General features: G+C 51.4%; 15 protein-coding genes. 2 read left to right on the forward strand and 13 right to left on the reverse strand.

Translation table 11 applies throughout. The annotated features are described in order from the left end of the window. The 11 genes from recO to rpoE all read right to left on the reverse strand — a co-directional run bounded on the left by recO (position 1) and on the right by rpoE (position 10,298). On the reverse strand, positions 1-720 hold the full coding sequence (gene recO / locus ACGHZ6_RS14920) for a DNA repair protein RecO (protein ID WP_390614776.1): 720 nt from the start codon (positions 718-720) through the stop codon (positions 1-3). Between the two features lie 41 nt (positions 721-761). Continuing rightward, positions 762-1,667: a GTPase Era gene (gene era / locus ACGHZ6_RS14925; protein WP_390614777.1), complete on the reverse strand. Its 906-nt coding sequence runs from the start codon at positions 1,665-1,667 to the stop codon at positions 762-764. Positions 1,668-1,673: 6 nt separating this feature from the next. Continuing rightward, positions 1,674-2,351 (reverse strand): ribonuclease III, encoded by a 678-nt coding sequence (gene rnc / locus ACGHZ6_RS14930; RefSeq protein WP_390614778.1) that lies wholly within the window; start codon positions 2,349-2,351, stop codon positions 1,674-1,676. Beyond that, positions 2,352-2,756 carry a DUF4845 domain-containing protein gene (locus tag ACGHZ6_RS14935; protein WP_390614779.1) on the reverse strand — a complete coding sequence of 135 codons (405 nt, stop codon included), beginning with the start codon at positions 2,754-2,756 and terminating at the stop codon, positions 2,352-2,354. Between the two features lie 44 nt (positions 2,757-2,800). Continuing rightward, positions 2,801-3,655, reverse strand: a complete 855-nt coding sequence (lepB, locus tag ACGHZ6_RS14940; RefSeq protein ID WP_390614780.1) for a signal peptidase I — start codon at positions 3,653-3,655, stop codon at positions 2,801-2,803. A gap of 75 nt (positions 3,656-3,730) precedes the next feature. Beyond that, entirely contained in the window at positions 3,731-5,530 is a 1,800-nt protein-coding gene (gene lepA / locus ACGHZ6_RS14945; protein WP_390614781.1) for a translation elongation factor 4, read from the reverse strand. 179 nt (positions 5,531-5,709) lie between these two features. Next, the gene (locus ACGHZ6_RS14950; protein ID WP_390614782.1) at positions 5,710-7,101 is read right to left on the reverse strand and encodes a Do family serine endopeptidase; all 1,392 of its coding nucleotides are present in this window, start codon (positions 7,099-7,101) and stop codon (positions 5,710-5,712) included. A 74-nt stretch (positions 7,102-7,175) separates the two neighbouring features. Continuing rightward, on the reverse strand, positions 7,176-7,637 hold the full coding sequence (locus ACGHZ6_RS14955) for a SoxR reducing system RseC family protein (protein WP_390614783.1): 462 nt from the start codon (positions 7,635-7,637) through the stop codon (positions 7,176-7,178). A gap of 55 nt (positions 7,638-7,692) precedes the next feature. Then, on the reverse strand, positions 7,693-8,718 hold the full coding sequence (locus ACGHZ6_RS14960; protein ID WP_390614784.1) for a MucB/RseB C-terminal domain-containing protein: 1,026 nt from the start codon (positions 8,716-8,718) through the stop codon (positions 7,693-7,695). A 123-nt stretch (positions 8,719-8,841) separates the two neighbouring features. Then, on the reverse strand, positions 8,842-9,552 hold the full coding sequence (locus ACGHZ6_RS14965) for a sigma-E factor negative regulatory protein (RefSeq protein ID WP_390614785.1): 711 nt from the start codon (positions 9,550-9,552) through the stop codon (positions 8,842-8,844). A 143-nt stretch (positions 9,553-9,695) separates the two neighbouring features. Beyond that, positions 9,696-10,298: an RNA polymerase sigma factor RpoE gene (rpoE, locus tag ACGHZ6_RS14970; RefSeq protein ID WP_390614786.1), complete on the reverse strand. Its 603-nt coding sequence runs from the start codon at positions 10,296-10,298 to the stop codon at positions 9,696-9,698. A gap of 276 nt (positions 10,299-10,574) precedes the next feature. Between rpoE and nadB the strand changes: the two genes are divergently transcribed. Then, the gene (gene nadB / locus ACGHZ6_RS14975) at positions 10,575-12,194 is read left to right on the forward strand and encodes an L-aspartate oxidase (RefSeq protein ID WP_390614787.1); all 1,620 of its coding nucleotides are present in this window, start codon (positions 10,575-10,577) and stop codon (positions 12,192-12,194) included. A 3-nt stretch (positions 12,195-12,197) separates the two neighbouring features. Here the strand turns inward: nadB and ACGHZ6_RS14980 are convergent, their stop codons facing one another. Continuing rightward, positions 12,198-12,677, reverse strand: a complete 480-nt coding sequence (locus ACGHZ6_RS14980; RefSeq protein ID WP_390614788.1) for a hypothetical protein — start codon at positions 12,675-12,677, stop codon at positions 12,198-12,200. Continuing rightward, positions 12,616-12,891, reverse strand: a complete 276-nt coding sequence (locus tag ACGHZ6_RS14985) for a succinate dehydrogenase assembly factor 2 (RefSeq protein ID WP_390614789.1) — start codon at positions 12,889-12,891, stop codon at positions 12,616-12,618. Before ACGHZ6_RS14985 ends, ACGHZ6_RS14980 begins: the two co-directional genes overlap by 62 nt. Positions 12,892-13,101: 210 nt before the next feature. Here ACGHZ6_RS14985 and ACGHZ6_RS14990 point away from each other — a divergent pair, with 210 nt between their 5' ends. Next, positions 13,102-14,040, forward strand: a complete 939-nt coding sequence (locus ACGHZ6_RS14990; protein ID WP_390614790.1) for a YgfZ/GcvT domain-containing protein — start codon at positions 13,102-13,104, stop codon at positions 14,038-14,040. The last annotated feature ends 16 nt before the right edge of the window (positions 14,041-14,056 follow it).

The raw sequence follows: 14,056 nt of genomic DNA on the forward strand, positions 1-14,056 counted from the left end.
TCAAGATAAAGGCTGTGAAGCAAACAGCATGCGACTCTGCAATGGCTTACTGCCAAGATAGGGTTTTAGTGCCACGCGTGCAAGCTGCTTGGCGGTGCGCAGATTCACCAAGGAAGAAAAATCACCTTCCCCAATTGCTTTCAAACAGGCGCCCTGAAAACTTACCTCATCAGGATTGGGCTGCACGGATAGAAACCCACGCTCTGGGTACAACTGGTACCATCCCTCAGGCTGCAGGGGTTGCCCTTGGCAATCACTATGGAAGTCTATGCCGTACCCCAAGGCTTCCAATAGGCTGAATTCGAACTGTCTCAGGCTTGGCTCCAATAAATCAGTCTCTCCCTGATTCACCTGCTCCAACCTGGCAAGAACCTGCTGGTACAAAAACAGAATATCCGGGTGGGCATCCATTTGAGGCAGTAACCTCACCAGGACTTCATTGATATACAAACCGCTAAACAGCACCTTGCCCTGTAGAAAGAGCCCCTGTCCCTCTGTTTCAACACCCACCAGGGTTTTCAGATCACCTTTGCCCTGCCAGGACAATAGCAGCGGAGTAAAGGGTTGTAGCAATTGACGCTGGCGAGATTTGGCGCTGCGAGCGCCCTTGGCCAAGAGTGATACACGACCATAATCGCGACTAAAGCAGTCGATGATTAAACTGGTATCACGGAAAGGACGGGTGTGAAGAATATAGGCAGGCTGAAGCTCTATTCTCATAACTGGGCCTGCCTATAGAGTATTCATGATGACATGTGAGCCTAAATATCGTCGTAACCAAGACTACGCAAAGCCCGCTCGTCATCGGACCAACCTGATTTAACTTTGACCCACAGCTTCAGCATCACTTTGCTTTCAAACAGGTTTTCCATATCAACACGGGCAGCCTGGCCAATTTGTTTGATCTTAGCGCCCTTGTCACCGATCAGGATTTTCTTCTGGCCTTTGCTTTCCACCAAGATCAGTGCGCTGATATGCAGGCAATTGCCTTCATAGGAGAACTCTTCAATCTCGACGTTCATTTGGTAGGGTAATTCATCACCCAGCTGGCGAGTTATTTTTTCGCGCACCATTTCAGCGGCAATAAACCGGGAACTGCGATCGGTAATTTGATCTTCCGGGAAGAAGTGCTGCCCTTCAGGCAAATAGGATACGACGATTTCTTCCAAGCGATCGAGATTGTGGCCTCGAAGTGCGGAGATAGGTACGACCTCTGCGACATTAACGCGCTCGTTCAAGGCCTGCAAATGTGGTAACAGCGCCTCTTTATCGTCCAGTTCATCAACCTTATTGATAGCCAGAATAACCGGACTTGCATTGTTTTCCAGCCGTTTGATCACCATTTCATCTTCTTCGGTCCAATGCAGCTTATCCACCACAAAGATCACCGCATCTACATCTTTTACCGCCGTATTGGCAGAGCGATTCATATAGCGGTTAATCGCTTTGGAATGGTTCAGGTGCATTCCCGGCGTATCCACGAAGATAATCTGGTTGGGGCCTTCAGTTTTAATGCCCAACATATTGTGGCGAGTGGTCTGGGGTTTACGCGAAGTAATACTGATTTTCTGCTGTAACACATGGTTCAGTAATGTCGACTTGCCTACATTCGGGCGCCCAACAATGGCAACATAACCACAGCGACTAACTGCTTCAGAGGAACTCATAACACATCAACCCTGTAAGGCTTTTAAGGCGGCAGCTGCGGCCAGTTTTTCGGCGGCACGACGGCTACTGGCCTGGGCCTGGGTCGGCTCTTTGAGTAAAGAGGTACGACACACCACGGTAAACTGCTGGGCATGGGCATCACCTGCCACGCTGATCACATCGTACTCAGGCAGCGGCGCTCGGCGAGCCTGTAAAAACTCCTGCAGCTCAGTTTTAGGATCTTTAGGGTTGTCAGCTAGAACCAAGCCCTCTAAACGCGGCTGGTACCAGTTGAGGATACGGCCTTTGGCTGCTTCCATCCCCTGATCCATATACACAGCGCCGATAATAGCTTCTACCGCATCCGCCAAAATGGACGCACGGCGAAAACCACCGCTTTTCATCTCGCCTTCACCGAGGTTTAGACAATCGCCCAGTTCAAACTCTCGGGCAATCTCAGCCAGGGTTTCCCCTTTTACCAACTGTGAACGCAGGCGGCTTAACTGCCCCTCTTTAGCATCGGGAAACTTTTGGTATAAGGCTTCACCGATCACAAAACCTAATATGGAGTCACCAAGGAACTCTAAACGTTCATTATTTTTCGCACCGCAGCTGCGGTGCGTCAGGGCAAGATCAAAAAGAGACTGGTCATTAAAGCTGCAACCTAAACGCGTTAACAGCCGCTGTTTGGAGATATCGTTCACTTAAAATTCTTTCGGCGGATTACAGCACTCGCCTGGGCGGCTGCTATCGAGCTGGTTTTCAAACGTTAACACTACGTCGATGTTATAGACCAACGGAATGCGTTCTTCATAATTGATATTGACGAGCACGCGATCTTTCTTGCGCTCAACTTTTACTTTTTTCGTCACTTCGCCGCGGATATTGTTAATACTGAACAGCTTACTCAGCCTGGAGCGGATCTCACCAGCACTCATACTGCTAATCTCTTCCTCCTTCGCTAGAGATTGCAGCGCTCCGCGGACGAAACTGTTATCCAGATAAACTGGCCCCAGTTTAAAGCCACACAAGAGAGCAAAGCCCCCAACAGAGATAACGAACAACCACCCGAGAGACGATAAACCACGCTGCTTTTTTAGTGTTTTCATAATCGCGTCGATCCTTGTAGTAGTGTCAGCCAACAATCAGGGCTTTAATCAATATAGCCTACCCGACCAAAGGTCGGAATACTGCCAAGTGATTCCCAATGCATCCAAATAGCAAAGGCTTTACCAACGATATTGGCTTCAGGCACAGGGCCCCACTCCCGACTATCGGAGCTGTTATCGCGGTTATCACCCATCATAAAGTAATGGCCTTCAGGTACACGCCAGTAACCATCACGGCTCAATGGACTAGGTACAGCCTGCTTGCGTATGGCATGGCTATCCGGGCCATCGGCTGTAGTCAGGGTTTCTTCCATCAGGTAGTACTGAGGATCACCTGGTGGCAGTGCAGCAACCAGTGACTGCGGCTGCTTTTTGCCATTCACATAGAGTACGTTATTGATATAACGGATCTCGTCACCCGGCAGCCCTACAACACGCTTGATAAAGTACACGCTCTTATGGGGCGGGAAAAACACCATTACATCGCCGCGCTCGGGCTCATTGATATCCATGACCTTGGTGCGAGTAACAGGCAGGCGAATACCATAGGTGTATTTATTGACCAGAATAAAATCACCAATCTCCAGGGTTGGCACCATGGAGGATGACGGAATCTGGAAGGGTTCAACCAGAAACGAGCGCAACACCAACACGATAAACAAAACCGGGAAGAAAGATTTTGCATATTCAACAGCAACAGGCTCTTTCTCGGCGGTTTCCCTGGCCGTATTAAAGGCCATTTGTCGCGCCTCGGGCAGCACTTCTATATCACCAAACTGCTGCTCAACAGCCGCTACCGCTTGACGGCGTTTAGAGGCCAAAAACAGGGCATCAAACAACCAGATAACGCCACTGACAAATACCAAAATAACCAGGACGAGAGGGAAATTAATATCCATATTGTCTCAATACACTTTTTATCTCTACAGACTCTCTTTAGACTGCAGTCATTGTTATAAATACCCGCGTGCGGGTTAGCTATCAACCTTCAGCACAGCCAGGAAGGCTTCCTGTGGAATTTCCACTTTACCCACCTGCTTCATGCGTTTCTTACCCGCTTTTTGCTTTTCAAGCAGCTTTTTCTTACGGGTAATATCACCGCCATAACACTTGGCGGTTACGTTTTTACGCAGGGCTTTTACCGTAGTACGTGCAACAATCTGACCACCTATAGCGGCCTGAATGGCAACATCGAACATCTGACGGGGAATCAATTCTTTCATCTTGTCAGCCAGTGCACGGCCTTTGAACTGGGCATTATCACGGTGCACAATCAGCGCCAGCGCATCAACTTTCTCGCCGTTAATCAGAACATCCAAACGTACCAGTTTGGCAGGTTCGAAGCGGACAAAGTTATATTCCAGCGAGGCAAAACCGCGACTCACTGACTTCAGGCGATCAAAGAAATCCAAGACCACTTCGTTCATCGGCAGCTCATAGGTCAGGGATACCTGATTACCCACATACTGCATATTTTTCTGTACGCCGCGCTTTTCCACACAGAGTGTGATCACGTTACCCAGGTAATCCGACGGCACCAGAATATTGGCTTCACAGATAGGCTCGCGCATTTCCTGGATGGTGCCAATGTCCGGCAGACTAGAGGGGTTATCCACCATCATCACATCGCCGTTATTCAGCAGCACTTCATAGACTACTGTCGGTGCGGTGGTGATCAGATCCAGGTTGTACTCTCGCTCCAGACGCTCCTGGATGATTTCCATATGCAGCATGCCCAGGAAGCCACAACGGAAACCAAAACCCAGTGCATCACTGCTCTCGGGCTCGAAAAACAGCGAAGCATCATTGAGGCTTAGCTTGGCCAGGGCTTCACGGAAAGCCTCATAGTCATCAGAGCTAACCGGGAACAGACCAGCATAAACCTGCGGTTTTACTTTCTGGAAGCCTGGCAGCGCCTCAACTTCCTGAGTTTTCACATGGGTGATGGTATCGCCCACAGGCGCCCCGTGAATATCCTTAATACCGGCTACGACAAAGCCTACTTCGCCAGCCTTGAGCTCGCCTGTTTCCAGACGTTTGGGGGTAAACACACCAACACTGTCAGCAACATGCGCTTTGCCAAGCGACTTGGTCATAATCTTGTCGCGCTTGCGCAGGGTACCCTGCTTTACGCGAACCAGTGACACTACACCCAGGTAGTTATCAAACCAGGAATCAATGATCAGCGCCTGCAGCGGTGCATCCACATCACCTTCCGGTGGTGGCACATGCTGTACCAGCTCTTCCAGGACATCCTCAATGCCCAATCCTGACTTGGCACTACACTTAACCGCGTCAGTGGCTTCGATCGCAATAATGTCTTCGATTTCCTGCGCTACACGCTCAGGCTCGGCCTGCGGCAGATCCATCTTATTCAGAACCGGAATCACTTCCAGACCTTGATCCAGAGCCGTGTAGCAGTTGGCCACAGACTGGGCTTCAACGCCCTGTGCCGCATCGACCACTAGCAGCGCACCTTCGCAGGCAGACAGAGAACGGGATACCTCATAGGAGAAATCCACGTGTCCCGGGGTATCAATAAAGTTCAACTGGTAGGTTTTACCGTCGCGGGCTTTATAGTCCAGGGTTACGCTCTGGGCTTTAATGGTGATACCGCGCTCGCGTTCCAAATCCATGGAGTCCAGTACCTGAGCCTCCATTTCTCGGTCAGACAGGCCGCCACAAACCTGAATAAACCGGTCTGCGATGGTGGATTTACCATGGTCAATATGGGCAATAATGGAGAAATTACGGATATGGCTGAGATCAGTCACGATATAAGACACACTACCAGTGCCGCAGGGGCACGTTAAAGAAAAACAGAATCAAAGGAAAATCAGTTACTTACCTGAGCCCTAGGAGCCCAATACAAGGCTACAAGTTTACCGTATTTACCAGGCAGGTGCTATGACAGCAGCCAGGACTGAGTCCCTGGCTGCAAGGAAGAGATTAATTATTCATCAATACGGAAGGTATGGAACGCCGGTCGGCCACGGCGGAAATAGCGGATAGGCAGCAATTCGTTGGCCGGCAGCTCAGACTCAACACGGCGGTAATCATCAACACCGCCAATTTCATGGAAGCCCAATTGCGCAATCACATCCCCTGGGTGTAAGCCGGCCTTGGCGCCCGCACCACCCGGCACCACCTGGGTAATCACCACCCCGGCAGCCAGGTTCCAGCGCTTGCGCATACGCTCGTCAATATCGCGAACATCTAACCCCAGGCGACCACCTCCCACGGGGGCTTCAGATACCTGCGGTGAAGCGTCACCGCCACCCAACATCCCCACTTCCACATTGAGGGCGCGCTTTTTGCCTTCACGCATCACCACGACCGGCACTGATCGACCAGGCACGGTGCGGCCCACGGCATGGGGTAAATCGCTAGACATCATAATCGGGTTGCCATCGAACTCAATAATCACATCTCCGACACGGATACCGGCCATATCGGCAGGCCCTTTGGGTTCCAACTGTGCTACCAGCGCGCCCATAGGCTTACTTAAGCCAAAGGAAGAGGCCAAGTCTCTGCTGACTTCCTGAATAACAACGCCAAGCCAGCCTCGATCCACACGGCCTTTTTCTTTCAACTGATCAACAACCCCTTGGGCAACCGCCACAGGAATAGCAAATGACAAACCAATTGAGCCGCCTGAACGGGTATAAATTTGCGAGTTGATACCAACCACTTCACCCTTCAAGTTAAATAGAGGGCCGCCTGAATTACCGGGATTAATAGCGACATCGGTCTGAATAAACGGTACGTAGTTTTCGTTCTTTTCAGTGGGGATACTGCGACCGATGGCACTGACAATACCCGCACTGGCGGAATAATCCAAACCAAATGGGGAGCCAATGGCCAACACCCATTCACCCACTTTCAAGCTGTTAGGTTTGGCAAATTTCAGGTAAGGCAGATCAGAGGCTTCAATCTTTAGCAGTGCCAAATCGGAGCGTTCGTCAGCACCGATTACGCGAGCATCAAATTCACGACGGTCAATCAGTCGTACCTGGATTTCATCTGCACCATCGACGACATGATTATTGGTGAGAATGTACCCATCCGCAGAGATCAGAAATCCCGATCCCATGGCTTGGGACTGGCGCTCAGGCATCGAACGCGGATCGAACAGGTGACGAAAAATATCGGGAATATCCGGGTGCTGCGGTATTTGAAAATGACGTCCAACGCGCTTGCGTTCCACCGTATTAATCTTCACCACGGCCGGCGAGCTATCCTCAATAAGTTCGGTAAACTCAGGCAAGCCCCTTGCCGAAGCAGCCTGGGCCAACAGCAGTACAACAGCCGCAAACAACACTAGTACGTTTTTTTGCAAATGCATCGGAGAGGTTATTCCCTGCCGCTTTAAATCCATATCAAGACCATTTCGCATTCTTTTGAATCGCCTGACAACACCTATGAGGATGCCCACACCACAGGCTTGGTACCATCAATTAATACCGGTTGCAGACGGGAATCAGAACGGGTTTTAACACTGTGCCATCGCACCAAACCACCGCCCAGCAGGAAACCGGCAAAAGCCGTTAAAATTGTAGCGCCTTCAGGGAAACCTAGCGCGCTGGCTATAAGTGTTGCCAGTACCAGCCCTATCAGAGGCACCAAATACACAAATAAAGAGCCATTAGCCACCACCTCTTCGGGCACGCCAATGGTCACCTCATCATGTAATTTGTAATTGTCCTGGTTACGACCTTCCAGCAGGACCCGTAGGTAGCTGGTATGCCCCCCCCATTTCGCCACCAGACTCTGACCGCACCCCTTCTCGGCAGCACAGCTCTGACAGGTAGAACGCTGAATAGTCTCTACCCACAAACAGTCTTTCTCGACAGCAACAACTTTTCCGGTTTCAGTAATCATAGCTCTATTGTAACCGAATCTAGTCCTACTGGAGAATTTATGGACAGCAGAGCCCTTAACGGGGTTTTACAGAAGAGGCTATGCGCATCGCCGTTTTAGTAGGGATCTCCCCTACCACCGTGATCACAAACGGCTGGTTAGCAACCTTAACAGGGTGGATATAAGCAACCGTAGCCCCTAACTGCGCCCGGCCAAAGTCAAATCCCTGCTGCTGGGGCTTGGACACAAATACGGAAAAGGCACTTAAGCCATCGGTATACATTAATACCTCTCCCAGAAGCCCAGCCTGCTGAACACTGGATAAAACGAAACCACTGGGCATCCAACCCACCTGCCAGCTTCCCGCAGCGGTAGGCGCTGAAGATGCGACTGCAGGGCATGGCAGCTCATTTTGCGCCACAGCAGCCTCGGCCTCAGTATCGGCACCGGAAACTGGCTGCTCTTGCTGCTGGGCTGCCGCCTGAGCCACCTCCGTTTCGGTCTGCAAATCAACAAACTGGAAACGCTCCAAAACTCGCTTATCGTGACTGACGATCATGGCCCGCAAAGGCAGTGCCGTTAGCTCGTCGATGGCCAGATTGTAGCCATGGCGGTACTGGTCTCGCGGCACGATCTGAATAACCTCAGCCTGCCGCCCGGCAATACGTTCACGCCCACGCATATAGAAATGGTAACTCTGCTCGAGGTTGCGGGATTCATCACCAAAGGGATTAAGCAGCCCGCGTAATAGCTGGTCGGCAACAGGCACACACGCTGTCGGCAAGCCCCGTTGCAAGCGCGGCTGTTCCGGGCCATTGAGCCGATCCAGCCGGGCGTACTCCACCCCATCGCGCACAATGTGGGTTAATTTCAGGCTCTCCAGAGCCCCGCCATGCTCATAGGTGACCAGCCCCTGATAACTCAACTCGCGCAGCGCCCGAGACATATCGGCCAAACGCGCAAGTACTTTGTCCCCGCCAACATTGGCGAGTGCTGGCGTTGCCACCAACAGAGAAAGGAAAACGAAGAAAGAACCTAGAGCTTTTGCAACTCCAGACAAAGAAGAGCGATAAAAAAATGAAAACAATCGAGCGTCTGTCATCCTGAACACTGTATAGAAAATCGAACCTGAGCCATTACCAAGCGCTATAGTACCAAATCAGCGCCAGAATCCATCAACCCAGAAACCAGAGCCTAAGCAACAGACCCTGGGCCACAATAAGCATTATTGCTCCTGAACTGGTTCCCCGACCAACACGGGAACGCGGGCGTAGGGCAACATACCTTTACCACTGTTTAATGCAGCATGCCCGGCATGGATCTCCATAACACGGTGCAGGTGAGCCTGTACTTCACGGCTCGGCTGACGAGAGTTATTCACCGCAGCAGACTGCGACTGAACACTGGTCTGAGGCATGGCAACCTGCGGCAGAAATTGTGAGCTCTGTGAAGGTTCCATACGCTTGTGGCTGCTTACAGTCCGGGCAGACAAGTTAGGCGCACCATAACCTGCTGGCAGGGCCACAGAGGGAATTGCGTCAGGGGACAACTCGGTTCCAGCCACCTCTACCCCTTCTGGGGTTTGCGATACCTGGGCGGTCAACACCACAACACCGGCAACAGAAGCCGCTATGGCAAAACGCCCCAGACGCTGAGTCCAACCCAGTTTAGGCTTGGCATCAGTCGCAGGCATCGCATAGCTTTCTTCTTCATCAATCGCATCGCGAATGCTGGCAGACAGATCGATATAGTTGGCGCTTTCCAGATCACCACGCATGGCTGATCGAGCCAACTGATAGCGGGTCCAGGTATCACGAATTTCCGCATCGTCTTCGCTAGCACGTAAAACACGGCGCACTTCCAATTCTGAAGCCTGGTCATCAACCAAGGCGGACAGGGATTCACGCAATGCCTGCTGGGAAGATTTGTCAGTCATATTTCCTACCTGTATTGTTATCGTTTAACTGTCTATTTTGCCGCTCGCACAACTATGACCGGCGTTATGGCAAATGGTTTCAAACAAATCCCAGAAAAGGTCAAAAAAACGTTAAGCTCCGACCTGCCGCGGGATTCAAGCTATTAAGCTACCCCTTCTGAACCATTAATCAGTGGTTCAACCTGCTTATCGATGGCTTCCCGAGCCCTGAATATCCGTGAACGTACAGTGCCCACCGGACATCCCATCACATCGGCAATATCTTCATAACTCAGACCTTCTAATTCACGCAGGGTAACGGCCGTGCGTAAATCCTCCGGCAACTCTCGTATGGCTTTATTGACCACCGCCTGCAACTCATCGCGAAACAGGTTATTTTCCGGTGTATCTACATCTTTAAGAGCTTCACTACCGCCGTAGTACTCAGCGTCCTCGACCTCCACATCGGAAGATGGCGGCCGACGACCACGGGATACCAAATGATTTTTAGCTGTATTAATCGCAATCCGGTAAAGCCAAGTGTAAAACTGGCTATCACCACGGAAATTCTTCAACGCGCGGTAGGCTTTAATAAAAGCCTCTTGCGCCACATCGTGAACTTCGTGACTGTCGCGAATATAGCGACTGATAATAGCCAGGATCTTGTGCTGGTATTTCAATACCAGCAGGTCAAAAGCCCGCTTGTCACCGGCTTGAACCCGCTCAACCAACTGCTGATCTGTTTGCTGCGCTTTCGGCGCCGTCATCTTAACTCCCAAACTCCCTTTGCCCATCCAGACACGGATAAAGCAAACCCAAGGGAGAAAACCCCAATATTTCAGTTACCGGCAAAGACTCGAGATTTTCGGATAAGTTCCTGAAATCCATAAAAAAATGTCCCGACCGAGTGGTTTTTATCCACAACGAACAATTTACAATCAAATCGCTTAGCTTCAGTATAATCTGCTTATCCACAGCTGCGTCGGGCTTGTATATACTACGCGGCCTTTTAATAGAACGGAAATGGCTGGAAGAGAACTCCCATGACCTCTCACAACGCTCACGATGTGCTTATTATTGGCAGCGGTGCCGCCGGGCTCACCCTGGCACTATCCCTGGCCGGTAAAGCGCGCGTTGCCGTTCTTAGTAAAGGCGAAGTTAACGAAGGCTCCACCTGGTTTGCCCAAGGTGGCATTGCCGCTGTGCTCGATGATATGGACTCAGTTGACGCCCATGTTGCCGATACCCTGAATGCTGGCGGTGGGCTCTGTCACGAGGACAGCGTGCGCTTTACCGTTGAGCGCAGTAAAAGCGCCATTGAATGGCTGATCAACCAGGGCGTGAGTTTTACTCGCCAACAGGATGGTGATGACTACCACCTGACCAAAGAAGGTGGCCATAGCCACCGACGCATTATTCACAGTGCCGATGCCACTGGCCGTGAAGTACACACTACCTTGATTGACAAGGTGCAGGCCCATCCAAACATTGATATTTTTGAACACTATATTGCTGTCGACCTGATCAAGCAGGCCTCAGCTGGCCATAAAAAACTGCGCTGCACCGGGGCCTATGTCCACAACTTGCAGGCCGATCGCGTGGAAGCCTTCCATGCCAAATCCGTCGTGTTGGCCACCGGTGGTGCCAGCAAGGTCTACCTCTACACCAGTAATCCGGATTCCGCTTCCGGCGATGGTATCGCCATGGCCTGGCGTGCAGGTTGTCGTGTTGCGAATATGGAATTCAACCAATTCCACCCGACCTGCCTCTACCACCCCAAAGCGGGATCTTTCCTGGTTACCGAAGCCCTGCGCGGCGAAGGCGCACACTTAAAGCTGCCGAATGGCGAGCGCTTTATGCATAACTTTGATGAGCGCAAAGAACTAGCGCCGCGGGATATCGTCGCTCGCGCCATCGACCACGAAATGAAGCGCCTGGGTTCTGACTGTTTGTATTTAGACATCAGCCACAAGTCAGAGGATTTTATTAGCGAGCACTTCCCGACCATCAAGGCTCGCTGCCTGGAATTTGGTATCGACATCACCAAAGAAGCTATACCCGTAGTACCCGCTGCACACTACACCTGTGGCGGAGTTGTCGTCGATCATCATGGTCGCACCGATCTTGACAGCCTTTACGCTATCGGCGAGACCTCGTTTACCGGTTTACACGGTGCCAACCGCATGGCCAGTAACTCGTTGCTGGAATGTATTGTTTACGCCCAGTCTGCGGCAGAATCCATTCTTGGTGAGCTGGACTCGTTGCCCATGCCTGAGCCAGCCCCCGCATGGGATGAATCCCGGGTAACCAACTCCGATGAAGACGTGGTGATTTCCCATAACTGGGACGAGCTGCGTCGCTTTATGTGGGACTACGTGGGTATTGTTCGCACCCGCAAACGTCTGGAACGCGCGACCCACCGCATCAAACTGCTACAAAAAGAAATTCAGGAGTACTACAGCAACTACAAGGTTACCAATGACCTGATCGAGTTGCGTAACCTGGCCACCGTGGCAGAACTCATCATCCGCTCGGCTATGCAGCGCAAGGAAAGCCGTGGCCTGCACTACTCGCTGGATTATCCTGAGCCCTCGCAGATTGCCCGTGACACCATGCTGGTACCGATGAATTTCGCCGGCCAGGACGTCATAGTTAAGGCTTGATGGTTAAGGCTTAAGCGCGGACGCTGCTTTCCCCGACTGCGCTAAATTAATCAGCACAAAACGCAAACGCCGCAACCACTCTTTAGCTGCAATCGGACTACCCTCAGCTGCCACATTATCCGGCAGGATAATCAGAGCCAAAGACTTATCTCTATAACTGAAACGCAAATTGATAAGATACGGGTAGAGACTGAGGTCGCGACGCAAATCGGCTTTCACACCATCAATACGCCAACGGCCAGGGCGCCAACTTAACTGGCGGGGATAAGTGCACCAATAACGCCACAAATACCATACGCAAAGAGGCGCAAGTAAGAAGCTGGAGGCGAGCTGCCAGATTAAAGACAGACCAGACAGCCACACTCCGGACATCGCCAAAGCGTGGCAAAGAAAGATATAACCGCAGTAGAGAAGTGACGGCTTAAGCGTCAGATCCAGGCTTTGCGTCTGCGTCCATTTGCATGCCGGTGTTGTCGCGGACAATAGTGACAATCCTTTTCAATTCAGGATCTTCCGGATCCTGGCGATGCAGGAACCAGGCAAACATATCCTGATCCTCACAATCCATTAGCGCCCAGTAGCGCTCCTTGTCCTCTTGAGGCAGATCCGGATAGACATTTTCCAAAAACGGCAACAGAACCAAGTCCAGTTCCAACATGCCACGGCGACTCGCCCAAAATAAACGGTTTCTATCCATCTACAGCATCTCAAAGTCAATCAAACAAAATTGCTGCCCTAAACCAGACAACAGTACAAACGGCGCGCATTATAGCCCAGCTTGCAACGAACTTCAGCTGTTAGGGCCAGCCTTTACGTCGCCAACAAGAGGAAGTAGCCAAGTGGGCTTCTAGCACCTATGATACGCCTCTAACTGTATCAAGATGCTGTAACCAAGATTGAAATTCCTATGAGTGCCAGCCCAACCCTTTGCCCGTTAACCGATTTCGCCCTACTGACCATCGAGGGCCCGGATTGTCGCAAGTTCCTGCAAGGCCAGGTAACCTGCGATAGCAATGAAATCACCACTGAATCCAGCCGTTTGGGGGCTCACTGTAATCCCAAAGGCAGAATGATCAGTAACTTCCGTGCCTTGGGGATAGCGGAAAACACCCTGGGCCTGCGCTGCCATCGCGAAGTCCTGCCCACTCTATCCCAGTCACTGGGTAAATATATTGTATTTTCCAAGGCCGATATTACCGACCAGGGTAACCAACTCGGTATCTATGGACTGCTGGGCGAAAATATTGCTGAACAACTGAGCGGCCTTATTGGCTCCGCACTGAACCAGAACAACGACGCCTGTGTAACCGACGCAGGTCATTTTATCCGCATCAGCGCCACCATGGTTGAATGCTGGTTAACCCCTGAGCAAGCGGAACAACTTAGCACCGCTCTAGGCTGTTCCTCTGGAGAACAAAGCCAGTGGCTGATGGCCGCCATTGGCGCCGGTTTAGGCGATGTCTATCCGGCAACCCAGAATGAATGGATCCCACAGGTGATCAACTATCAGGCCGAAGCAATCGGCGGCGTTAACTTTCAGAAAGGCTGCTATACCGGCCAGGAAATTGTCGCCCGCATGCAATATCGCGGCAAACTCAAACGCCATATGTACCGCTTTAGCAGCCCAGAAGCTGTGACCCCAGGACAACACCTGTTTAGCCAAGGCAAAGCCCAAAGCATTGGCGAGGTGGTGATGTGCAGCCAAATTGGCGATGAGATTGAATGCCTGGCCAATGTGACCACCGCAGCCGTTGAGGCTAACGATGTGCATTTAGATGCCGATAAAGATCAAAGATTAACCCTTCTACCCCTGCCATACGAGCTGACTGCTGCTATAAATACATAAAAGGCGTAGAACACTA

The organism is Maricurvus nonylphenolicus, from assembly GCF_042854845.1.
GTDB classification, from domain to species: domain Bacteria; phylum Pseudomonadota; class Gammaproteobacteria; order Pseudomonadales; family Cellvibrionaceae; genus Maricurvus; species Maricurvus nonylphenolicus.